Source organism: Nocardioides sp. (assembly GCF_050699375.1).
GTDB lineage: Bacteria > Actinomycetota > Actinomycetes > Propionibacteriales > Nocardioidaceae > Nocardioides.
Genome location: NZ_JBOHDN010000384.1, coordinates 1 through 19,366, shown reverse-complemented (window position 1 = coordinate 19,366; position 19,366 = coordinate 1). Strand labels below are relative to the sequence as shown.

General features: G+C 67.3%; 30 protein-coding genes. 4 read left to right on the top strand and 26 right to left on the bottom strand.

Annotated features, from left to right (window positions below; all coding sequences use genetic code 11):
• Positions 1-216 precede the first annotated feature (216 nt).
• The 26 genes from ACRDPS_RS25295 to rpsJ all read right to left on the bottom strand — a co-directional run bounded on the left by ACRDPS_RS25295 (position 217) and on the right by rpsJ (position 15,103).
• A complete protein-coding gene (locus ACRDPS_RS25295) occupies positions 217-1,398 on the bottom strand; it encodes an enterochelin esterase domain-containing protein (RefSeq protein ID WP_431504433.1) in 1,182 nt (393 codons plus the stop codon).
• 222 nt (positions 1,399-1,620) lie between these two features.
• Complete coding sequence (locus ACRDPS_RS25290; protein ID WP_431504432.1) at positions 1,621-2,298, bottom strand: 4'-phosphopantetheinyl transferase family protein; 678 nt, start codon at positions 2,296-2,298, stop codon at positions 1,621-1,623.
• The gene (gene map / locus ACRDPS_RS25285) at positions 2,288-3,103 is read right to left on the bottom strand and encodes a type I methionyl aminopeptidase (RefSeq protein ID WP_431504431.1); all 816 of its coding nucleotides are present in this window, start codon (positions 3,101-3,103) and stop codon (positions 2,288-2,290) included. The genes ACRDPS_RS25290 and map overlap by 11 nt, the downstream gene beginning before the upstream one ends.
• Positions 3,104-3,115: 12 nt before the next feature.
• The gene (locus tag ACRDPS_RS25280; RefSeq protein ID WP_431504430.1) at positions 3,116-3,691 is read right to left on the bottom strand and encodes an adenylate kinase; all 576 of its coding nucleotides are present in this window, start codon (positions 3,689-3,691) and stop codon (positions 3,116-3,118) included.
• Positions 3,688-4,998, bottom strand: coding sequence for a preprotein translocase subunit SecY (gene secY, locus ACRDPS_RS25275; RefSeq protein ID WP_431504429.1), 1,311 nt, complete (start codon positions 4,996-4,998; stop codon positions 3,688-3,690). The genes ACRDPS_RS25280 and secY overlap by 4 nt, the downstream gene beginning before the upstream one ends.
• 181 nt (positions 4,999-5,179) lie before the next feature.
• Positions 5,180-5,620 (bottom strand): 50S ribosomal protein L15, encoded by a 441-nt coding sequence (rplO, locus tag ACRDPS_RS25270; RefSeq protein WP_431504428.1) that lies wholly within the window; start codon positions 5,618-5,620, stop codon positions 5,180-5,182.
• 1 nt (position 5,621) lies between these two features.
• The gene (gene rpmD, locus ACRDPS_RS25265; RefSeq protein ID WP_431504427.1) at positions 5,622-5,804 is read right to left on the bottom strand and encodes a 50S ribosomal protein L30; all 183 of its coding nucleotides are present in this window, start codon (positions 5,802-5,804) and stop codon (positions 5,622-5,624) included.
• On the bottom strand, positions 5,804-6,418 hold the full coding sequence (gene rpsE / locus ACRDPS_RS25260) for a 30S ribosomal protein S5 (RefSeq protein WP_431504426.1): 615 nt from the start codon (positions 6,416-6,418) through the stop codon (positions 5,804-5,806). Before rpsE ends, rpmD begins: the two co-directional genes overlap by 1 nt.
• 34 nt (positions 6,419-6,452) lie before the next feature.
• The gene (gene rplR / locus ACRDPS_RS25255; RefSeq protein ID WP_431504425.1) at positions 6,453-6,836 is read right to left on the bottom strand and encodes a 50S ribosomal protein L18; all 384 of its coding nucleotides are present in this window, start codon (positions 6,834-6,836) and stop codon (positions 6,453-6,455) included.
• The gene (gene rplF, locus ACRDPS_RS25250) at positions 6,836-7,390 is read right to left on the bottom strand and encodes a 50S ribosomal protein L6 (protein WP_431504424.1); all 555 of its coding nucleotides are present in this window, start codon (positions 7,388-7,390) and stop codon (positions 6,836-6,838) included. The genes rplR and rplF overlap by 1 nt, the downstream gene beginning before the upstream one ends.
• 21 nt (positions 7,391-7,411) lie before the next feature.
• Positions 7,412-7,819 (bottom strand): 30S ribosomal protein S8, encoded by a 408-nt coding sequence (gene rpsH, locus ACRDPS_RS25245; protein ID WP_431504423.1) that lies wholly within the window; start codon positions 7,817-7,819, stop codon positions 7,412-7,414.
• Between the two features lie 101 nt (positions 7,820-7,920).
• On the bottom strand, positions 7,921-8,106 hold the full coding sequence (locus tag ACRDPS_RS25240) for a type Z 30S ribosomal protein S14 (protein WP_017932844.1): 186 nt from the start codon (positions 8,104-8,106) through the stop codon (positions 7,921-7,923).
• 1 nt (position 8,107) lies between these two features.
• Positions 8,108-8,668: a 50S ribosomal protein L5 gene (gene rplE, locus ACRDPS_RS25235; protein ID WP_091052391.1), complete on the bottom strand. Its 561-nt coding sequence runs from the start codon at positions 8,666-8,668 to the stop codon at positions 8,108-8,110.
• Positions 8,669-8,670: 2 nt separating this feature from the next.
• Complete coding sequence (gene rplX, locus ACRDPS_RS25230) at positions 8,671-9,030, bottom strand: 50S ribosomal protein L24 (RefSeq protein WP_431504422.1); 360 nt, start codon at positions 9,028-9,030, stop codon at positions 8,671-8,673.
• Positions 9,030-9,398: a 50S ribosomal protein L14 gene (gene rplN / locus ACRDPS_RS25225; protein WP_008361015.1), complete on the bottom strand. Its 369-nt coding sequence runs from the start codon at positions 9,396-9,398 to the stop codon at positions 9,030-9,032. Before rplN ends, rplX begins: the two co-directional genes overlap by 1 nt.
• A 184-nt stretch (positions 9,399-9,582) precedes the next feature.
• Positions 9,583-9,879 carry a 30S ribosomal protein S17 gene (rpsQ, locus tag ACRDPS_RS25220; RefSeq protein WP_431504421.1) on the bottom strand — a complete coding sequence of 99 codons (297 nt, stop codon included), beginning with the start codon at positions 9,877-9,879 and terminating at the stop codon, positions 9,583-9,585.
• Between the two features lies 1 nt (position 9,880).
• A complete protein-coding gene (gene rpmC / locus ACRDPS_RS25215; protein ID WP_431504420.1) occupies positions 9,881-10,123 on the bottom strand; it encodes a 50S ribosomal protein L29 in 243 nt (80 codons plus the stop codon).
• Complete coding sequence (gene rplP, locus ACRDPS_RS25210) at positions 10,123-10,542, bottom strand: 50S ribosomal protein L16 (protein ID WP_431504419.1); 420 nt, start codon at positions 10,540-10,542, stop codon at positions 10,123-10,125. Before rplP ends, rpmC begins: the two co-directional genes overlap by 1 nt.
• A 3-nt stretch (positions 10,543-10,545) precedes the next feature.
• Entirely contained in the window at positions 10,546-11,373 is an 828-nt protein-coding gene (rpsC, locus tag ACRDPS_RS25205; RefSeq protein WP_141806216.1) for a 30S ribosomal protein S3, read from the bottom strand.
• Positions 11,373-11,792, bottom strand: a complete 420-nt coding sequence (rplV, locus tag ACRDPS_RS25200; protein WP_431504418.1) for a 50S ribosomal protein L22 — start codon at positions 11,790-11,792, stop codon at positions 11,373-11,375. Before rplV ends, rpsC begins: the two co-directional genes overlap by 1 nt.
• The gene (gene rpsS, locus ACRDPS_RS25195; protein ID WP_179659697.1) at positions 11,789-12,070 is read right to left on the bottom strand and encodes a 30S ribosomal protein S19; all 282 of its coding nucleotides are present in this window, start codon (positions 12,068-12,070) and stop codon (positions 11,789-11,791) included. Before rpsS ends, rplV begins: the two co-directional genes overlap by 4 nt.
• A gap of 3 nt (positions 12,071-12,073) precedes the next feature.
• Entirely contained in the window at positions 12,074-12,910 is an 837-nt protein-coding gene (gene rplB, locus ACRDPS_RS25190; RefSeq protein ID WP_431504417.1) for a 50S ribosomal protein L2, read from the bottom strand.
• Positions 12,911-12,926: 16 nt separating this feature from the next.
• Positions 12,927-13,223 carry a 50S ribosomal protein L23 gene (gene rplW, locus ACRDPS_RS25185; protein WP_431504416.1) on the bottom strand — a complete coding sequence of 99 codons (297 nt, stop codon included), beginning with the start codon at positions 13,221-13,223 and terminating at the stop codon, positions 12,927-12,929.
• Positions 13,220-14,125, bottom strand: a complete 906-nt coding sequence (gene rplD, locus ACRDPS_RS25180) for a 50S ribosomal protein L4 (RefSeq protein ID WP_431504415.1) — start codon at positions 14,123-14,125, stop codon at positions 13,220-13,222. The genes rplW and rplD overlap by 4 nt, the downstream gene beginning before the upstream one ends.
• 2 nt (positions 14,126-14,127) lie before the next feature.
• A complete protein-coding gene (gene rplC / locus ACRDPS_RS25175) occupies positions 14,128-14,784 on the bottom strand; it encodes a 50S ribosomal protein L3 (protein WP_431504414.1) in 657 nt (218 codons plus the stop codon).
• A gap of 10 nt (positions 14,785-14,794) precedes the next feature.
• Positions 14,795-15,103, bottom strand: coding sequence for a 30S ribosomal protein S10 (rpsJ, locus tag ACRDPS_RS25170; protein ID WP_008360994.1), 309 nt, complete (start codon positions 15,101-15,103; stop codon positions 14,795-14,797).
• A gap of 425 nt (positions 15,104-15,528) precedes the next feature.
• Here rpsJ and ACRDPS_RS25165 point away from each other — a divergent pair, with 425 nt between their 5' ends.
• From ACRDPS_RS25165 to ACRDPS_RS25150, 4 genes are all read left to right on the top strand, one after another.
• Positions 15,529-16,665, top strand: a complete 1,137-nt coding sequence (locus ACRDPS_RS25165; RefSeq protein ID WP_431504413.1) for a hypothetical protein — start codon at positions 15,529-15,531, stop codon at positions 16,663-16,665.
• Positions 16,662-17,291 (top strand): DUF4129 domain-containing protein, encoded by a 630-nt coding sequence (locus ACRDPS_RS25160; protein WP_431504412.1) that lies wholly within the window; start codon positions 16,662-16,664, stop codon positions 17,289-17,291. The genes ACRDPS_RS25165 and ACRDPS_RS25160 overlap by 4 nt, the downstream gene beginning before the upstream one ends.
• Positions 17,288-18,454, top strand: a complete 1,167-nt coding sequence (locus ACRDPS_RS25155; RefSeq protein ID WP_431504411.1) for a DUF4350 domain-containing protein — start codon at positions 17,288-17,290, stop codon at positions 18,452-18,454. Before ACRDPS_RS25160 ends, ACRDPS_RS25155 begins: the two co-directional genes overlap by 4 nt.
• On the top strand, positions 18,451-19,366 hold a 916-nt coding region (locus tag ACRDPS_RS25150; protein ID WP_431504410.1), incomplete at its 3' end, for an AAA family ATPase. The genes ACRDPS_RS25155 and ACRDPS_RS25150, both read left to right, overlap by 4 nt.

The following is a 19,366-nucleotide window of genomic DNA, read 5'->3' as shown; positions in this document are numbered from 1 at the left end:
GAGTTGGCACCTCGGTGACTTCTCGGCCTGCAGGGGTGACTTCTCAGCCTGCGGGGGTGACCTCTCGGCCTGCAAAGGTGACCTCTCGGCCTGCAAAGGTGACCTCTCGGCCTGCGGGGGTGACCTCTCGGCCTGCAAAGGTGACTTCTCGGCCTGCAGGAGTGACTTCTCGGCCTGCGGGGGTGACTTCTCGGCCTGCGGGGGTGACTTCTCGGGTCAGACGGGCGGGAGGAGGGCGCGGAGGCCGTCGGCGACGGCCGAGCGCCACCAGGCATAGTCGTGGCCGCCGTTGTGCTCGGCAGAGGTGACGTCGATCCCGGCCGTACGGAGGCGGTCGACGAGGTCATGGTGGAGCTCGTCGAGGACCCACTCCTGGGTGCCGTGAGCCAGGTGCACGCGGGTCTTGGCGTCGGCGGTGACCGCGTCGGAGAGGTCATCGAGCCACAGCGAGGCCGACTGGCTGGCGACGCCGAGGATCTGCTCGGGGTAGGTCAGTCCGGCACGCAGGGCGGTGACACCGCCGAGGCTCTGGCCCACGACGTACGTCTCCTCCGAGACCGCACGACGCTCACGCACCCACGGCAGCAGCTGGTTGACGATGTAGTCGGCACCCTCGCCGCCGGCCAGCTCCTCCCAGCGCTTGTCACGCCCGCCGGAGGCGGGAAGGACGCAGCGCACGTGACGGAGGTGCCCGTCGGCGATCAGGTTGTCGAGCGTGGTCGGCAGCGAGTGGTGGTCGGTCCAGATCTCCCCGTCGAGCGCGACCACCAGGGGCAGGTCGACGTTGAGCCCGGCACCGGCCGGGTCGTAGAGCCAGACATCGCGGCCGTCCGGGCCGGCCTCCAGGGTCACCGTGCCGGCCACGACGTCATCGCGCCGGAACAGCCACGGCTGCAGCGGGGCGTCGGGCAGCGAGACCACCGACTGCTTGATGCCCTGCCGGTTGTGGCACCAGTCGGGGTTGAGCGGATCGAGGTAGCCCCGGTGGAGCACGGCGCGCAGCTCGATCTGTCCTTCGCTCTCCCAGGGAGCGGGCTCGCCGGGGTGCTTGCACAGGTAGGAGTACGAAGCGCGCCAGTCGTTCCTCATCAGGAACGAGGCGTGCCACAGGTCCGTGCCGTCCTTCCGCTCGAGCATCGTCTCGGCGGGATGGCGCTCGTCGGTGAGCCGGTTGGCGAAGAGGAGAACCTCCTCGGCCTCGTCGTCGCGCCAGCAGAAGGTGACGATCACCTCGTCCCCATCGCCCGGCCCGGTCTCCTCGATCAGCGGGGTCGAGGTCGCGATCTGGCCCCAGAACATCTCGATGTCCTCAGGACTGAGGCGGTCGATGATCGCGCTTCGCGTACGTGAAGATGGATTGGGTCGCGCCGCCGTTTGTGGCCGCAACTGCGTACTCATCCGGTTCTTTCCTCCCGAGTACGGGGCTCTCCCTGTCCCCGCGGGCTGACCAAGTTACTCACAGTCGGGGCAACACGCGAGATCCGGACGGCTCTTTCTCTGTCAACTGATAGGTGATGTCGCATATCCGCTAGTCGAGCGCACGGAAACCAGGGAATCCGATCAGATTGCTGCCGTCTGTCGGTCCGTCTGGCGGCACGCTTCCCCAAGATGTGAGACGAATCAGCGCAGTCCGTGGACAGCCACGGCGCCGATGAACCCCACGTCCGACCACTCGACGAGCCCGAGATCGCCGACCTGTTCGGCCGGAGCCAGGCCCGCCCTGGCCTGATCAGAACGAGCCTGCGCCATCTCCCCATGCTTCCCATGCGTCCCGGTCTGCTCGACGAGGACATCGATTCGCTGCGCGGCCGCCATGTCGCCGTGACCCGCCTTCACCAGCGCCTCCTTGCGCACCCACAACCGGGTGAAGGCGTACGCCGCGTCGTCCTGCCCCGCCACCCAGGCCGCTTCGCGTGGCGAGAGAGCGCGGTCCGGCCCTCGCGAGACCGTCTCCACGTCGATGCCGCAGGGTCGCGTGGCCGCCACCGCGGCGACATAGCCACGGGTGTGGCTCAGGCTCACCCGGAGCGTGGAGCCGGCCACGGACGGCGCACCATGCTCGGTCTTGCCGCACCGCGCACACCGTTGCACGATGCGCACCTCGTCACGCGTGGTGCCCAGCAGCTCCGCCGCACATTCCCGGACCAGGACGTGCGCAGCGGCGTACGCCTGCTTGTCGGCTTCGGCGATGAGCCGGCCGTGCCGGGCGAGCTCCGCGGCGGTGAGCAGCCCGAGGTCGCCATCGACCTCGCTCAACGGCGCGAAGCGTACGACCTCGCTCGAGGTCTCAGTGCCCACCCCAGGGCACCCCGAGCTTGCCGAGCATCTCCTCGCCGCCGTCCAGCGCGGTGAGGACCCAGGCGCCGTTGGGCGTGAGCGCGAAGGTGTGCTCGAAGTGGGCGGCCCAGGATCCGTCGTCGGTGACGACGGTCCAGTCGTCCTCCAGGGTGGTGACCTCGTGACCGCCGAGGGTGAGCATCGGCTCCACCGCCAGCGCGATGCCGCGCTGGAGCTTGGGACCCTTGCCGGGCTTGCCGTAGTTGAACACCGACGGCTCCATGTGCATCTCGGTGCCGATGCCGTGGCCGCTGAAGTCCTCGAGGATGCCGTAGTCACCCTGGGATTCGACGTAGGTCTCGATGGCGTGCGAGATGTCGGTGAGCCGGCCGCCGAGCCGGGCCGCGGCGATGCCGCGCCACATGGACTCCTCGGTGACCCGCATCAGCTCGGAGACCTTCTCGGGCACCGAGCCCATGGCCACCGTGATCGCGGCGTCACCGTGCCAGCCGTCGACGATGGCGCCGCAGTCGATCGAGATGATGTCGCCGTCGAGCAGCTCGCGTGACCCGGGGATGCCGTGGACGACGACCTCGTCGACCGAGGCGCAGATCGAGCCGGGGAAGCCGTGGTAGCCCTTGAACGAGGGAACGCCACCCCGGGACCGGATCGAGTCCTCCGCGATGGCGTCCAGCTCGAGAAGGGTGACTCCGGGCCGCGCCGCGGCCCGGAGCACCTCGAGCGTCTCGCCGACCACCAGGCCGGCCGTACGCATCTTCTCGATCTGCTCAGGGGTCTTGATCTGGATGCTGTTCAAGAAGCCCATGGATACTTCGGTTCAGGACTCGGGGACGATGTCGAGCTCGTCGAAGATCCGCTTGGTGACGTCCTCGACGTCGCCCAGGCCGTCGATCTCGTGAACCAGACCGCGGCCCTTGTAGACCTCGATCAGCGGCGCGGTCTCCTCGAGGTAGACCTCCTGCCGGCGACGGATCACGTCGGCGGTGTCGTCGGCGCGGCCCTCGAGCTGGGCACGCTGCAGCAGGCGCTGCACGATCTCGTCCTTGTCGACGGTCAGCACGACCACCGCGTCCAGCGCGTGGCCGGTGAACTTGATCATCCCGTCGAGCTCCTCGACCTGCGCGAGGGTGCGGGGGTAGCCGTCGAGCAGGAAACCCTGCGAGGCGTCGGGCTCGTCGATGCGGTTGCGGACCATCCGGTTCGTCACAGAGTCCGGGACGTACTCTCCCTTGTCCATGTAGGACGACGCCTCGACACCCAGCGGCGTGCCCTGGGAGACGTTGGCGCGGAAGATGTCGCCCGTCGAGATCGCGGGGATCTCGAAGTGCTCGGCAATGAACTTCGCCTGGGTGCCCTTACCGGCACCCGGCGGGCCCATGATGATGAGTCTCATCGGAGGAACCCTTCATAGTTGCGCTGCTGGAGCTGGCTCTCGATCTGCTTCACCGTGTCGAGTGCGACGCCGACCATGATCAGGATCGAGGTGCCACCGAACGGGAAGTTCTGATTGGCATTGATGAGCGCCAGAGCGATCAGCGGGATGAGAGCGACCAGACCGAGGTAGAGCGAGCCCGGCAGGGTGATACGGGACAGAACGTAGGACAAGTAGTCCTCGGTCGGCTTCCCGGCCCGAATTCCGGGAATGAAGCCGCCGTACTTCTTCATGTTGTCGGCGACCTCCGGTGGGTTGAAGGTGATCGACACGTAGAAGTAGGTGAAGAAGATGATCAGCGCGAAGTACGTCGCCATGTAGATCGGGTGGTCGCCCTGGACGAAGTACTCGTTGATCCAGTCGACCCACACGGGCGGGTTCTCGGCATTCTGGTTGAACTGCGCTGCCATCGCGGGCAGGTAGAGCAGGGACGAGGCGAAGATGACCGGGATGACACCGGCCTGGTTCACCTTGAGCGGGATGTAGGTCGAGGAACCACCGAACATCTTGCGTCCGACCATCCGGCGGGCGTACTGGACCGGGATCCGGCGCTGGGCCTGCTCGATGAAGATCACCGCCGCCATGATGGCCAGGCCGATGACGAGCACGATCGCGAAGGTCCACCAGCCCTTGTCGTTCTTGACCGCCCACATGGTGGCCGGGAAGGTGGCGACGACCTGGGTGAAGATCAGGATCGACATACCGTTGCCGATGCCGCGCTCGGTGATGAGCTCGCCGAGCCACATGATCACCGCGGTGCCGGCGGTCATGGTGATGACCATGACCAGGAAGGTCGCGGTGCCGTCGTCGTGCAGCAGCGGCTGTGTGCAACCTTGGAGAAGGTCGCCCGAACGTGCCAGCGCGACGATGCCGGTGGCCTGCAGCACCGCGAGACCGAGGGTGAGGTAGCGCGTGTACTGGGTGATCTTCGTCTGGCCCGCCTGGCCCTCCTTCTTGAGGGCCTCCAGGCGCGGGATCACGACGACGAGCAGCTGCAGGATGATGCTCGCGGTGATGTACGGCATGATGCCGAGCGCGAAGACGGTCAGCTGCAGCAGGGCGCCGCCGGAGAAGAGATTGACCAGGTTGTAGAGGCCGGCGCTGTCACCGGTCTGGGCGGCGTCAAGACACTGCTGGACGTTCGCGACGTGCACGCCAGGAGCAGGGATCTGGGACCCCGCCCTGAAGATCACGACGATCAGGAGAACGAAGAGCAGCTTCTTGCGCAGATCCGGTGTACGGAACGCTGATGCGAACGCGCCAAGCACGAATGGTTCCTCTTTCGACAATCAGGGGTCGCAGGGCCTGCGCCGATGCGAAAACCCGTGGAAGCCTAACAGCCGCCACGGCAGATCTTGAACGTAGGGCCTAAACGTAAGGAGCGCGGTCGGGACCCCACAGGGGCGACCCGGCCGCGCTCCCACGTGACAGGCTCTACGAGTAGAACTGTCAGAGAACCGTGACAGTTCCGCCAGCGGCCTCGATCTTCTCCTTGGCAGAGCCGGAGAAGGCGTTGGCGCTGATCTCGACCTTGACGGTCAGCTCACCCTGGCCCAGGACCTTGACCGGGTGGCCCTTGCGGACGGCACCCTTCTCGATCAGGGTCTCGGGGGTGACGACGCCGCCCTCGGGGAAAAGCTCGTTGAGCTTGTCGAGGTTGACGACCTGGAACTCCACCTTGAAGGGGTTCTTGAAGCCCTTCAGCTTGGGGAGCCGCATGTGCATCGGGGTCTGGCCACCCTCGAAGGCTGCCGGGACCTGGTAACGGGCCTTCGTGCCCTTGGTACCACGGCCGGCGGTCTTGCCCTTCGAAGCCTCACCACGACCGACACGGGTCTTGGCCTTGTTGGAGCCGGGAGCCGGCGCCAGGTTGTGCACCTTGAGTGCCATATCAGTCGACCTCCTCGACCGTCACCAGGTGACGGACCGTCTGGACCATGCCCCGGATCTCCGGACGGTCCTCCTTGACGACCACGTCGCCGATCCGCTTGAGACCGAGCGTACGCAGGGTGTCTCGCTGGTTCTGCTTCAGACCAACAAGGCCCTTGTTCTGCTGGACCTTCAGCTGCGCCATCAGGCCGACACCTCCACGGGAGTGGGAGCCGAACCCTCAGCCTGCGCCTTGAGCAGCGCATCCGGGGCGACGTCCTCGACCGGGAGACCACGGCGGGCGGCGACTGCCTCGGGCTGCTCGAGCATCCTGAGGGCCTCCACCGTCGCGTGGACGATGTTGATCTGGTTGGACGAACCGAGCGACTTGCTCAGCACGTCGTGGATGCCGGCGCACTCCAGGACGGCGCGCACCGGGCCACCGGCGATAACACCGGTACCAGGGGCGGCCGGACGGAGAAGGACCACACCAGCGGCCTTCTCACCCTGCACCGGGTGCGGGATCGTGCCCTGGATGCGGGGAACGCGGAAGAACTGCTTCTTCGCTTCCTCGACACCCTTGGCGATCGCCGCGGGAACTTCCTTCGCCTTACCGTATCCGACGCCGACCAGACCTTCACCGTCACCGACGATCACGAGGGCGGTGAAGCTGAAGCGACGACCACCCTTCACGACCTTGGCGACGCGGTTGATCGCAACGACCTTCTCGATGTAGGCGGTCTTGTCGGCACCTTGGTTGCGGCGATCGCCGCCACCACGGCGCTCGCCACCACGCTGTCCGCGCTGGGCTCCGCTCATGAGACTCTTCCTCTACTCTCTACAGCTCTTGCGATCAGAAGGCCAGACCGCCGTCGCGCGCGCCATCAGCGAGCGCGGCAACACGGCCGTGGTACTTGTTACCGGCACGGTCGAAGACGACCGTCTCGACACCCGCGGCCTTGGCGCGGGAGGCAACCAGCTCGCCGACCTGCTTGGCCTTGGCGGTCTTGTCACCCGAGGCGGACCGCAGGTCACCCTCGATGGTCGAGGCCGACGCAAGCGTCTTGCCGGCCAGGTCGTCGACGACCTGGGCGGTGATGTGCTTGGCCGACCGGGTCACGACGAGGCGCGGGCGCTCCGGCGTACCGTCGATCCTCTTCCGACCGCGGGCCTGACGACGCAGGCGCGAGCGGACACGAGAAGCGGTGTGCTTGTTGTTCGACAGCGAGATGGCCATCACTTACCAGCCTTTCCGACCTTGCGGCGGATGTTCTCGCCGGCGTAACGAACGCCCTTGCCCTTGTACGGCTCCGGCTTGCGCAGCTTGCGGATGTTGGCCGCAACCTCACCGACCTGCTGCTTGTCGATGCCCTGGACGCCGAGCTTGGTCGGACCGTCCGTGGTGAAGGTGATGCCCTCAGGAGCGTCGAAGGTGATCGAGTGCGAGTAGCCCAGCTGGAACTCCAGCTTGGTCGGGCCCTTCGGCAGGACGCGGTAACCCACGCCAACGATCTCGAGCTTCTTCTCGAATCCGTCGGTGACACCCACGACCATGTTGTTGACCAGGGTGCGTGACAGGCCGTGGAGGGCCTTGTTGTCCCGGCTGTCGTCAGGACGCTTGACGTCCAGGACGCCACGGCCCTCATCGTCATTAGCCTTCTCGACGGTGATCGGGCTGGCCACGGTGTGCGACAGGGTGCCCTTCGGGCCCTTGACGGTCACAACCTGGCCGTCGATGGTGACGTCCACGCCGGCCGGAACCTGGACGGGGAGCTTGCCAATACGCGACATTTTCTTCTCTCCCTTTCCTGGTTACCAGACGTAGGCGAGGACTTCCCCACCTACGCCCTTCTTGTTGGCCTGGCGGTCGGTCAGCAGTCCCTGGCTCGTCGAGATGATCGCGACGCCGAGGCCGCCGAGCACCTTGGGGAGACCGGTGTGCTTCGCGTAGACACGCAGACCGGGCTTGCTGATCCGGCGTACGCCGGCGATCGAGCGCTCACGGGTGCGGCCGTACTTGAGGGTGATGGTCAGGGTCTTGCCGACCTGGCCCTCAGTGGGCTCCAGCACCTCGTACTTGGTGATGTAACCCTCCTGCTGGAGGATCTCAGCGACGCCCTGCTTCAGCTTGCTGTACGGCATCGAAACCGTATCGTGGAACGCCTGGTTGGCGTTGCGCAGACGGGTGAGCATGTCTGCGATCGGGTCAGTCATCGTCATTGGCCGAACGGCCCTTTCTCGTAGTGGTTTCCACCGAACGGGTTCGGCGGACCTTCAACGTCAGTGGTTGTCGTGAATCTGGTGATCGAGCCTGTCGAGATTCACCAGGAGGACTTCGTGACGCCGGGCAGCTCGCCCCGGTGGGCCATCTCGCGCAAGCAGATACGGCACAGGCCGAACTTGCGGAACACAGCCTTCGGGCGGCCGCAGCGCTGGCAGCGGGTGTAACCGCGAACCGCAAACTTCGGCTTGCGGGCGGCCTTCACCTTGAGAGCGGTCTTCGCCATCTCAGTTCTCCTTGAACGGGAAGCCGAGCGCCTTGAGAAGCGCGCGACCCTGGTCGTCGTTGGTGGCAGTCGTCACGAGGGTGATGTCCATGCCCCGCGAGCGGTCGATCTTGTCCTGGTTGATCTCGTGGAACATGACCTGCTCGGTCAGACCGAAGGTGTAGTTGCCGTTGCCGTCGAACTGCTTGCCGTTGAGGCCGCGGAAGTCGCGGATACGGGGCAGGGCGAGCGACAGCAGGCGGTCGAGGAACTCCCACATCCGGTCGCCGCGCAGCGTGACGTGCGCACCGATCGGCATGCCCTCACGCAGCTTGAACTGCGCGATGGACTTCTTCGCCTTGTTGATCAGCGGCTTCTGGCCGGTGATCGCGGTCAGGTCGTTGACAGCACCCTCGATCAGCTTGGAGTCGCGAGCTGCCTCGCCGACACCCATGTTGACGACGATCTTGGTCAGACCGGGGATCTGCATGACGTTCGGGATCTCGAACTCGGCCTGAAGGGCCGGGGCGATCTCCTCGCGGTACTTCGTCTTGAGGCGCGGGGCCACAGCGGTGTCGGTCATGATCAGATGTCCTTACCGGTCTTGCGCGAAATACGAACGCTGCGCTCAGCGGCGTACGTCGAACCGTCGGTACGACGCTTCTGGACCGTCTCGCGGCGGAAGCCGACGCGAACCGGGTCGCCGCCCTCGAGCAGCTGAACGTTGGAGACGTGGATCGGGGCCTCGGTGTTCACGATGCCACCGGTGGTGCCGGCGCGGCCGCCCTGGTCCTGGACCTTGGTGTGCTTCTTGACGAGGTTGATCCCCTCGACGATGACACGGTCCTCCTTGGTGAAGACGGCGATCACCTTGCCGGAGCCGCCCTTGTCCTTACCAGCGATCACCTTGACGGTGTCGCCCTTCTTGATGTGCGAGCGACCCATCACAGCACCTCCGGCGCAAGCGAGATGATCTTCATGAACTTCTTGTCGCGCAGCTCGCGGCCAACCGGGCCGAAGATGCGGGTGCCTCGCGGCTCGCCGTCGTTCTTGAGGATGACGGCGGCGTTCTCGTCGAAGCGGATGTACGAGCCGTCAGCGCGGCGGCGCTCCTTGACGGTGCGCACGATGACGGCCTTGACGACGTCACCCTTCTTCACGTTGCCACCGGGGATAGCGTCCTTGACGGTGGCGACGATGGTGTCGCCGATGCCGGCGTAGCGACGACCAGAACCACCGAGCACACGGATGCAAAGGATCTCCTTCGCACCAGTGTTGTCGGCGACCTTGAGTCGCGACTCCTGCTGGATCATTACTTCTCCTTGTCGAGCTGGTTCTCTCTCCGCTCCAGGGCGGACGAGCCTTGCCGAACTTTGTGGGATTGATGGGCACAGGCCCAGCGATCAATGGTCGCTGGACCTGCGCCCTTTGGTCAATTTGGCGGTCCTTGGGATCTACCCAGCCCGCCAGCCGGATCCGCCTCTTACGAGGCGAGGATCACTTGGCGCGCTCGACGACCTCGACGAGGCGCCACCGCTTGGTCGCGGACAGCGGCCGGGTCTCCATGACCAGGACGCGGTCGCCGACGCCGGCGGTGTTCTGCTCGTCGTGAGCCTTGAGCTTGCTGCTACGACGCATGACCTTGCCGTAGAGCGGGTGCTTCACGCGGTCCTCGACCTCGACGACGATGGTCTTGTCCATCTTGTCGCCGACGACGAGGCCCTCGCGCACCTTGCGCGTGTTGCGCTCGGTGGTGTCCTGGGCTGCCCCAGAATCGGACTCGGTGGTAGCCATCTCAGGCCTCCTCAGTGGTCTCGGCGCCCGGGGCCACGCGGATGCCGAGCTCGCGCTCACGCACCACGGTGTAGATCCGGGCGATGTCCTTCTTGACGGTGCGGAGCCGACCGTGGCTCTCCAGCTGGCCGGTGGCCGCCTGGAAACGGAGGTTGAACAGCTCCTCCTTGGCCTCGCGCAGCCTCGCTTCGAGGTCGACGTCGTTGAGCTCGTCCAGCTCGAACGCCTGCAGAGAGTTGGCCATCAGAACTCACCAGCCTCTCGCGTGATGAAACGGCACTTCATGGGCAGCTTGTGGATCGCGCGACGCATCGCCTCGCGAGCCGTGGTCTCGTCGACACCGGAGAGCTCGAACATGACCCGGCCCGGCTTGACGTTGGCGACCCACCACTCGGGGGAACCCTTACCGGAACCCATGCGGGTCTCGGCAGGCTTCTTGGTCAGCGGGACGTCGGGGTAGATGTTGATCCACACCTTGCCGCCACGCTTGATGTGACGAGTCATCGCGATACGCGCCGCCTCGATCTGGCGGTTGGTCACGTAGTGACCCTCGATCGCCTGGATGCCGAAGTCACCGAAGGCAAGCTTGGTACCACCCTTGGCAACGCCAGTGCGCTTGGGGTGGTGCTGCTTGCGGTGCTTGACTCGACGGGGCATCAACATTGATCAGCCCTCCTGGGTCGTGGTCTCGGCGGCGGGAGCCTCAGCGGCAGCCGGCGCCTCAGTCTTGGCCGCGCGGTCCGCGCGGTTCGGGCGGTCCCCACGGGAGCCACGCGACGGACGGTCACCACGGCCACCGCGGCGGTCGTTGCCACCGCGACCCGGGACGCCCGCACGGGCGGCCTGGGCGGCCTGACGCTCGGCACGCGAGCCGGCGACCTCACCCTTGTAGATCCAGACCTTCACGCCGATACGGCCGAAGGTCGTGCGGGCCTCGTAGAAGCCGTAGTCGATGTCGGCACGCAGGGTGTGCAGCGGGACGCGGCCCTCGCGGTAGAACTCCGTACGCGACATCTCGGCGCCGTTGAGACGACCCGAGCACTGGATCCGGATGCCCTTGGCACCCGAGCGCATGGTGGTCTGCATGGCCTTGCGCATCGCGCGACGGAACTGCACGCGACCGCTGAGCTGCTCGGCGACACCCTGGGCGACCAGCTGAGCGTCGACCTCGGGGTTCTTGACCTCGAGGATGTTCAGCTGAACCTGCTTGCCGGTGAGCTTCTCCAGCTCGGTACGGAGGCGGTCGGCCTCGGCGCCGCGGCGGCCGATCACGATGCCGGGACGCGCGGTGTGGATGTCCACACGGACGCGGTCACGGGTGCGCTCGATCTCGACCTTGGCGATGCCGGCCCGCTCCATGCCCTTGCTGAGCAGCTTGCGGATCTTGACGTCCTCGCCGACGTACTCCTTGTACTGCTTGTCGGCGTACCAACGCGACTTGTGGTCGGTCGAGATGCCCAGGCGGAAGCCATTCGGGTTGATCTTCTGACCCATTAGTTCTTACCGCCCTTCGCGACGAGGTCAGCCGGCTGCACGACCAGGGTGATGTGCGAGGTCCGCTTGTTGATGCGGGTCGCACGACCCTGGGCGCGGGGACGCCAGCGCTTCATGGTCGGACCTTCGTCGACCATGGCGACCGAGACGACGAGGTCGTCACGGTCCAGACCCTCGGTCGACACCGCGTTGGCGATGGCGCTCTCGAGGACCTTGTAGACAGTCTCGGAGGCTGCCTGCGGCGCGAACTGCAGCAGGGACAGGGCCTCGTCGACGGGCAGGCCGCGGACCATGTCGACGACCCGGCGTGCCTTCATCGGAGTGATCCGCACGAAGCGGGCACTCGCGAAGGCACCCGGCTGGTCGCCGAGCAGGGAGTCGCGGCGGGCGCTTACGCGCACACGCTCGGTGGTGCTCATCGACGCCGTCCCTTCCGATCGTCCTTGATGTGACCCTTGAAAGTGCGGGTCGGTGCGAACTCGCCCAGCTTGTGACCGACCATCGAGTCGGACACGAACACCGGGACGTGCTTGCGACCGTCGTGCACCGCGATGGTGTGACCGATCATCTCGGGCACGATCATCGAGCGGCGCGACCAGGTCTTGATCACGTTGTGGGAGCCCTTCTCGTTCTCGGCGTCCACCTTCTTCTGAAGGTGGTCGTCGATGAAGGGGCCCTTCTTCAGGCTGCGAGGCATTGCTTACTTCCTACCCTTCCCGCTCTTACGGCGGCGGATGATCTGCGAGTCAGAGGCCTTGCGCTTGCGCGTGCGGCCCTCGGGCTTACCCCAGGGGCTGACCGGGTGACGGCCACCGGAGGTCTTACCCTCACCACCACCGTGCGGGTGGTCGACCGGGTTCATGACGACACCGCGGACGGTCGGGCGAACGCCCTTCCACCGCATCCGGCCGGCCTTGCCCCAGTTGATGTTGGACTGCTCGGCGTTGCCGACCTCGCCAACGGTGGCGCGGCAGCGCACGTCGACGAAGCGCATCTCACCCGAAGGCATACGCAGCGTGGCCTTGGAGCCCTCACGAGCGACCAGCTGGCCGCTCATACCGGCGGAGCGGGCGATCTTCGCGCCGCCCCCCGGACGCAGCTCAACATTGTGGATGGTGGTACCAACCGGGATGTTGCGCAGCGGGAGGTTGTTGCCGGGCTTGATGTCGGCGGCCGGACCGGACTCCACAACGGTGCCCTGGCTGACGCCGACCGGCGCGAGGATGTAGCGCTTCTCGCCGTCGAAGTAGTGCAGCAGCGCGATGCGAGCGGTGCGGTTGGGGTCGTACTCGATGTGAGCGACCTTGGCCGGCACGCCGTCCTTGTCGTAGCGACGGAAGTCGATGATCCGGTAGGCCCGCTTGTGACCGCCACCGATGTGACGGGTCGTGATGCGGCCCTGGTTGTTGCGGCCACCCTTCTTGGGAAGGGGCTTGGTCAGCGACTTCTCCGGCGTGGTCCGAGTGATCTCGGCGAAGTCGGCCACCGACGAGCCACGACGGCCCGGGGTGGTCGGCTTGTACTTACGAATAGCCATGTTCAGTCAGTCCTTCTCACGCGCCGAAGATATCGATGCGGTCACCCTCGGCCAGGGACACGATCGCGCGCTTGGTGTCGGGGCGCTTGCCCATGCCGTACCGCGTACGACGGGCCTTGCCCTTGCGGTTGACCGTGTTGACCGAGGTCACCTTGACGTCGAACACCTTCTCGACCGCGATCTTGATCTCGGTCTTGTTCGCGTCGGGGCGAACGACGAAGGTGTACTTGTTCTGGTCGAGGAGGCCGTAGCTCTTCTCGGAGACCACCGGCGCGAGCAGAATGTCGCGGGGGTCGTAGTGCAGCGTGCTCACTTGTCGGCCTCCTTGTCAGAAGCAGCCTTCTTGCCGGCCTCGACGAAGCCAGCAGCAACGGCGTCCTCAGCGGACTTGAACCAGACCTCGGCCTTGGTCGCGTCGTACCAACGGCCGCCCGGGGCGTGGAACTTCTTGTCCTTGCCCTTGACGTTGCCCTTGATCGCGAAACCCTCGGGAGCGGAGCCGTCCTCGAGCGGCGCGGCAGCGCCCTCGGGAAGGTCGGTCTCCGCGGCGGGAGCGACGGCGGCCTTCTTGGTCGCGTCCTTCTCGACCTCACCGATGGTGACGGTCTCCTTGGCGGCGACGACCGGCTTGCCCGAGACGAAGATCTCGTAGGCCGGCTTGGTGAAGACCACGTCGTCCGAGACGAGGACGTCGTAGGTGTTGAGCTGGTCGGCCCAGAGCAGGTGCACCTCGGGGACGTTGCGCAGGCTCAGCGCGACGACCGACTCGGAGCGGTCCAGGACGACCAGGAAACGCTTGGCCTCCGAGATCCCCTTGAGCGCGGTCAGAGCGGACTTCGTCGAGGGCGCCTCGAGGGCGAACTCGACGACGTGGATCTGGCCGGCGCGGGCCCGGTCGGAGAGGGCACCGCGGAGGGCGGCAGCCTTCATCTTCTTGGGGGTGCGCTGGCTGTAGTCACGCGGCTGCGGGCCGTGGACGGTGCCACCACCAGCGAACTGAGGCGCGCGGGTCGAGCCCTGACGGGCGCGGCCGGTGCCCTTCTGCTTGTAGGGCTTGCGACCACCGCCGCGGACCTCGCCGCGGGTCTTGGTGGAGTGCGTGCCCTGACGCGCAGCGGCCTGCTGCGCGACGACTACCTGGTGGATCAGCGGGATGTTGACCTCAACATCGAAGATCTCAGCCGGGAAGTCGACCTTGACGGTCTTGATAGCCATGATCAGGCCTCCAGCTTCTTAGCAGCCGAGCGGAGGACCACGAGACCACCCTTGGGGCCAGGAATGGCGCCCTTGATCAGGATGAGGCCCTTCTCGGTGTCGACGGCGTGCACGGTCAGGTTCTGGGTGGTGACGGTGTCAGTACCCATGTGACCGGCCATGCGGACGCCCTTGAACACGCGACCCGGGGTGGCGCAAGCGCCGATCGATCCCGGCTTGCGGTGGTTGCGGTGAGCACCGTGGGAGGCACCGACACCGTGGAAGCCGTGACGCTTCATGACACCGGCGAAACCCTTGCCCTTCGAGGTGCCCGTCACGTCGATGTCCTCGCCGACGGCGAAGGTGTCGACGGGGAGCTCCTGGCCGGCGGAGTACGTCGCGGCGTCGGCGGTGCGGATCTCGGCCAGGTGTCGGCGCGGCGTGGTGCCGGCCTTCTCGAACTGGCCGGCGCCCGGCTTGTTCACCTTGCGGCCGTCGATCTCGCCGTAGCCGATCTGCACGGCGTTGTAGCCGTCGGCCTCGGGGGTGCGGACCTGGGTCACGACGTTGGTGTTCGCCGCGATGACGGTCACGGGGACGACGATGTTGTTCTCGTCCCAGAGCTGGGTCATGCCGAGCTTGGTGCCCAGGAGACCCTTCACGTTGCGTTCGATCGTCATGTCGTCAACCTCAGAGCTTGATCTCGATGTCGACACCAGCAGGCAGGTCGAGCCGCATGAGGGAGTCAACAGTCTTCGGGGTCGGGTCGATGATGTCGATGAGGCGCTTGTGGGTGCGCATCTCGAAGTGCTCGCGCGAGTCCTTGTACTTGTGGGGCGAGCGGATGACGCAGTACACGTTCTTCTCGGTCGGCAGCGGCACCGGGCCGGCGACCTTGGCACCCGTACGGGTAACCGTGTCCACGATCTTTCGCGCCGAGGTGTCGATCACCTCGTGGTCATAGGCCTTGAGCCTGATGCGGATCTTCTGTCCCGCCATCTGTCTCTCTCGTCCTTCTTGGTCAGCGTGCCGCGTGCTACAGGCGTCCTCCGGCTGAGTCGGCCCGGTTGCTCACTTCAGGCTCCGACCCCCGAGGTCGGGCGTGTCGCGGTCACTGCCAAAAAGAACAGCAGCGCGGACAGCGCCGGGCTTCCGACGAGTCATTCACCATCAGCTTCCTGGAACCACGCCTTCGGGATGGGCACACGGCGACCACCGACCACATCCGGGCAGACTGATCAGCCTGCTCAGGTGACGCGATTCAGTAGTCAATGTGTGCACACCCCAGCGCACGTTCACTGGAGCAACCAGAGAATCTTGTCACGGCTTCGCGGGTGGTTCCAAATCAGCGATGGTCCCGGGGTCGCTCTGAGAGGATGCCCCCATCCGGGCAATCGCCTGTCGTCGCGACGAGGAGCATCAGCATGTCAGGAGTGTGGCCACCCCCACCGGGTGAGCAACCTCAGCAGGGCCCGGCGAACCCGCCCTCCCCTCCCCCGCCCGGACAGCCCCTGCCAGGGCAGGCTCCAGGGCATGCTGCCGCTGCGTACGCGACTCCCGCTCCGGGCGGCCCACCTCCGTCGTGGGCCCAGCCGCTGCCGCCGGCCCACAAGCCGGGCGCGGTCCCGCTTCGGCCGCTGGGGCTCGGCGACATGCTCGACGGAGCATTCCGGCTCGTACGTTTCAACCCCGGCGCCACCGTCGGCGCCTCCGTCCTGGTGGCGGCCGTCGCGATGGCCATCCCGCTGGGCGTGACCGCGTCGATGACCTTCGCCGGTGACAGCCTCCAGACGTTCGGGTCCTCGCTCGATGATCCCGACTACGTGCCCGGGAACTCCGAGATCGTGGGCATCGTGGCGGCGATCGGGTCGCTCTTCGTGGGCGTGATCCTGCAGGCGTTCGGCACCATCTTGGTCTCCGGGATGATCTCGCACGTCGCGCACGCGGCCGCGATCGGCAAGAAGCTCACCCTCGCCCAGGCGTGGGCGGCCACCCACGGCAACCGCTGGCGGCTGATCGGGCTCGCGTTGCTGTTCAGCCTCGCCTATCTGGTGGCGCTCGGGGTCGCGGCGGTGCCCGTCGTGGTGCTCGCGATCACCGTCGACAGCCCGGTGGCCGCCATCGTGGTCGGTGTCCTCATGGTGCCGCTGCTGATCGCCGCCTCGGCCTTCGTCTCGGTGCGGTTCTACCTGCTCGCGGTGCCGGCCCTGATGCTCGAGCGGGCCGGCATCGTCGGTGCTGTCCGGCGCGCCTGGCGGCTCTCGGCGGGCCAGTTCTGGCGGCTGCTGGGGATCTGGCTGCTCACCGCGATCATCGCCGGCTTCGCCTCGCAGATCGTCGGCTTCCCGATCAGCATCATCGCCAGCGTGGTCAGTGTGGCGGTGCCGGACCTCTACTTCCTGGCGACCATCGCCGGCAACGCCCTCGCCACGGTGGTCGCCGCCGCGATCGCCACGCCGTTCACGGGGGCGGTGACCAACCTGCAGTATCTCGACCAGCGGATCCGCAAGGAGTCCTACGAGGTCGACCTGATGGAGCAGGCCGGGCTGCTGAGCAGATGATGCTCCTCGAACAGAACCCGCCCCTGACGCCGACGCCCGAGGAGGGTCGCTCCTGGCTCCAGCGAGAGCTGGCCGGCCCGGAATACCACGACCTCGAACTGATCGAGCGGATCATGCGCTGGATCGAGCGCACCCTGGCCGACGGCCTCCCTTCGGTCAGCGACGTGCCCTGGGCCCAGACCGTCGCCGCGATGGTCGTCTTCGCGTTGCTCCTGGTCGGGCTCGGGCTGCTGGTCTCGCGGGCCCGGCGCAGTCCGCGGGTCGCCCGCGACCGCAACGGGGACGTGCTCACCGATGAGTCGCTCTCGGCCTCCGCCCTCCGGGAGCGGGCCGAGGCTGCGTACGCCGCCGGGGATCATGGCGCCGCGGTCGTCGACGGGTTCCGGGCCCTGGCCAGACGGCAGGTCGAGCGTGGCCGGCTGGCCGAGGATCCCGGGCTGACCGCCGCCGAGGTGGCGGCGAGCCTGGAGCGGGAGCTGCCGTCGCTGGGCGGCAGGTCCTTGGAAGGCCGGGCCGTACGTGCCGCGGAGCTGTTCAACGAGGTGCTCTACGGCGACCATCCGGCCACCGCTGAGCAGGCCGAGGGCGTCCTCGCCCTCGAGCAGGAGCTGGCGGTGAGCAGATGAGCGTCTCGACGACCGAAGAGGCCGCGACGAGCCCGGCCACCGGCTCAATCGGCTGGTTCCGCCGGAACCGGCCGCTGCTGGTCGTCGCGGCGGCCTTCGTGGTCGCGGTCGTGCTGGCGTACGTCGCGGCCCCGAAGGGCGGGGAGTCGTATCCGCCCTACGACCCCGAGAGCCCTGACCCCGACGGCGCCCGGGCGCTCGTCGAGGTGCTCGAGGACCACGGGGTCGAGGTCGACATCGTCCGCTCCGCCAAGGCCCTCGCGGCCTCCGAGATCGGGGCGGACACGACCGTCTTCGTGACCGGCACCGACGCCCTCGGCGACGACACCGCCTCGCGCCTGCGCGAGCGCGCGGGCGACGCGAGCGACCTGATCCTGGCCGCTCCCGAGCCGTACGTCTCGGCGATGCTCGACATCCCCTACCAGGTCACCCAGACCTCCGAACGGGTCGAGGCGGGCTGCGACGAACCCCGTTGGAAGGGGCTGAGCATCCAGGCCGATGCGGTCGCCGCGTACGACGCCGGCTCCTGCTTCGGCTACGAGGACGGCGCGGTGCTCGCGCCGGCCGACGGCCTCACCGTGTGGGGCGCTCCGCAGGTGCTGACCAACGAGCAGATCGTGCGCGCGGACAACGCGGCGGTGGCGCTGCGGCTGCTCGGCAACGGGGACCATCTGGTCTGGTATGTGCCCTCGTTCGAGGACACCTCTCCCGGCGAGGGCGGCTCCCCCGCGTCGCTGCTTCCCCGGTGGATCCAGCCGTCCCTGTGGATCCTGCTGCTCGCCGTGATCGCTCTCGCCGTCGCCCGCGGGCGGCGTCTGGGTCCGCTGGCCGTCGAGCCGCTCCCGGTCCACGTTCGCGCCGGGGAGACGACGCGCAGCCTCGGCCGGCTCTACCGCCGCGCCGGCGACCGCGCACACGCCGCGACGACGCTGCGGCACGCCGCCCGCACCCGCCTCGCCCAGCGACTCCGGCTCGGTCGTGACGCCACACCGGAGGCCGTCGTACGCGCCGTCACTCATCGCACCGGGCGCCCCGAGACCGAGATCTCCGCGCTGCTCCTCGACGCTCCGTACTCCGACGGGGCCGGCGTCGAGACCGACCATGAACTGATCACCCTGGCCAACGCACTGGCCGCCCTTGAGGAAGAGGTACGTCACCCATGACCCAGTCCGAGACGACGCCGCCGGCGTTCACGAAGTCCCCGTCGTCCGACGGCGCGCGGGAGCGGCTCACCGCGGTCCGGGCCGAGGTCGCCAAGGCGGTCGTCGGGCAGGACGCCGCGGTCTCCGGACTGCTGGTCGCGCTGGTGTGCGGTGGCCACGTGCTCATGGAGGGCGTCCCGGGCACCGCCAAGACCCTGTTGGTGCGGTCGTTGTCGGCGGCGCTCTCGGTGGAGACCCACCGGGTGCAGTTCACCCCCGACCTGATGCCCGGCGACATCACCGGATCGATGGTGGTCGAGTCTTCCCACGGCTCGTTGACGTTCCGTGAGGGCCCGGTCTTCACCAACCTGCTCCTCGCCGACGAGATCAACCGCACGCCCCCGAAGACGCAGTCGGCGCTGCTCGAGGCGATGGAGGAGGGGCAGGTCTCGGTCGATGGCGTCACCCGACCGCTGCCGCGCCCGTTCCTGGTGGCGGCGACCCAGAACCCGATCGAGTACGAAGGTGTCTACCCGCTCCCCGAGGCGCAGCTGGACCGCTTCCTGCTGAAGGTCGTGCTGCCGGTGCCCGAGCGTTCGGACGAGGTGGAGATCCTCACCCGGCACGCCTCCGGCTTCGACCCGCGCGATGTCGCGGGTGCCGGTGTCACTGCCGTTGCCTCGGGAGCCGACATCGAGGCCGCCCGCGAGCTCGTCGGGGACGTACAGGTCGCCCCCGAGGTCACGGGCTACATCGTCGACATCGCCCGCGCCACCCGCGAGTCTCCGTCTCTGTCGGCCGGCGTGTCTCCCCGAGGCGCGACCGCCCTGCTGCGCGCATCCCGGGCCTGGGCCTGGCTGGCCGGGCGTGACTTCGTCACCCCCGACGACGTGAAGTCGCTCGCCCACGCCACCCTCGCCCACCGCCTCGCCC

Excerpts from the sequence above, each read along its gene's own strand:
- ACRDPS_RS25295 (WP_431504433.1), bottom strand. The coding sequence starts at position 1,398 with ATGAGTACGCAGTTGCGGCCACAAACGGCGGCGCGACCCAATCCATCT.
- map (WP_431504431.1), bottom strand. The coding sequence starts at position 3,103 with ATGGGCTTCTTGAACAGCATCCAGATCAAGACCCCTGAGCAGATCGAG.
- ACRDPS_RS25280 (WP_431504430.1), bottom strand. The coding sequence starts at position 3,691 with ATGAGACTCATCATCATGGGCCCGCCGGGTGCCGGTAAGGGCACCCAG.
- rplO (WP_431504428.1), bottom strand. The coding sequence starts at position 5,620 with ATGGCACTCAAGGTGCACAACCTGGCGCCGGCTCCCGGCTCCAACAAG.
- rpmD (WP_431504427.1), bottom strand. The coding sequence starts at position 5,804 with ATGGCGCAGCTGAAGGTCCAGCAGAACAAGGGCCTTGTTGGTCTGAAG.
- rpsE (WP_431504426.1), bottom strand. The coding sequence starts at position 6,418 with ATGAGCGGAGCCCAGCGCGGACAGCGTGGTGGCGAGCGCCGTGGTGGC.
- rplR (WP_431504425.1), bottom strand. The coding sequence starts at position 6,836 with ATGGCCATCTCGCTGTCGAACAACAAGCACACCGCTTCTCGTGTCCGC.
- rplF (WP_431504424.1), bottom strand. The coding sequence starts at position 7,390 with ATGTCGCGTATTGGCAAGCTCCCCGTCCAGGTTCCGGCCGGCGTGGAC.
- rpsH (WP_431504423.1), bottom strand. The coding sequence starts at position 7,819 with ATGACGATGACTGACCCGATCGCAGACATGCTCACCCGTCTGCGCAAC.
- ACRDPS_RS25240 (WP_017932844.1), bottom strand. The coding sequence starts at position 8,106 with ATGGCGAAGACCGCTCTCAAGGTGAAGGCCGCCCGCAAGCCGAAGTTT.
- rplE (WP_091052391.1), bottom strand. The coding sequence starts at position 8,668 with ATGACCGACACCGCTGTGGCCCCGCGCCTCAAGACGAAGTACCGCGAG.
- rplX (WP_431504422.1), bottom strand. The coding sequence starts at position 9,030 with ATGGGTCGCTCGCACATCAAGAAGGGCGACACCGTCAAGGTGATCGCT.
- rplN (WP_008361015.1), bottom strand. The coding sequence starts at position 9,398 with ATGATCCAGCAGGAGTCGCGACTCAAGGTCGCCGACAACACTGGTGCG.
- rpsQ (WP_431504421.1), bottom strand. The coding sequence starts at position 9,879 with ATGGCTACCACCGAGTCCGATTCTGGGGCAGCCCAGGACACCACCGAG.
- rpmC (WP_431504420.1), bottom strand. The coding sequence starts at position 10,123 with ATGGCCAACTCTCTGCAGGCGTTCGAGCTGGACGAGCTCAACGACGTC.
- rplP (WP_431504419.1), bottom strand. The coding sequence starts at position 10,542 with ATGTTGATGCCCCGTCGAGTCAAGCACCGCAAGCAGCACCACCCCAAG.
- rpsC (WP_141806216.1), bottom strand. The coding sequence starts at position 11,373 with ATGGGTCAGAAGATCAACCCGAATGGCTTCCGCCTGGGCATCTCGACC.
- rplV (WP_431504418.1), bottom strand. The coding sequence starts at position 11,792 with ATGAGCACCACCGAGCGTGTGCGCGTAAGCGCCCGCCGCGACTCCCTG.
- rpsS (WP_179659697.1), bottom strand. The coding sequence starts at position 12,070 with ATGCCTCGCAGCCTGAAGAAGGGCCCCTTCATCGACGACCACCTTCAG.
- rplB (WP_431504417.1), bottom strand. The coding sequence starts at position 12,910 with ATGGCTATTCGTAAGTACAAGCCGACCACCCCGGGCCGTCGTGGCTCG.
- rplD (WP_431504415.1), bottom strand. The coding sequence starts at position 14,125 with ATGGCTATCAAGACCGTCAAGGTCGACTTCCCGGCTGAGATCTTCGAT.
- rplC (WP_431504414.1), bottom strand. The coding sequence starts at position 14,784 with ATGACGATCGAACGCAACGTGAAGGGTCTCCTGGGCACCAAGCTCGGC.
- rpsJ (WP_008360994.1), bottom strand. The coding sequence starts at position 15,103 with ATGGCGGGACAGAAGATCCGCATCAGGCTCAAGGCCTATGACCACGAG.
- ACRDPS_RS25165 (WP_431504413.1), top strand. The coding sequence starts at position 15,529 with ATGTCAGGAGTGTGGCCACCCCCACCGGGTGAGCAACCTCAGCAGGGC.
- ACRDPS_RS25160 (WP_431504412.1), top strand. The coding sequence starts at position 16,662 with ATGATGCTCCTCGAACAGAACCCGCCCCTGACGCCGACGCCCGAGGAG.
- ACRDPS_RS25155 (WP_431504411.1), top strand. The coding sequence starts at position 17,288 with ATGAGCGTCTCGACGACCGAAGAGGCCGCGACGAGCCCGGCCACCGGC.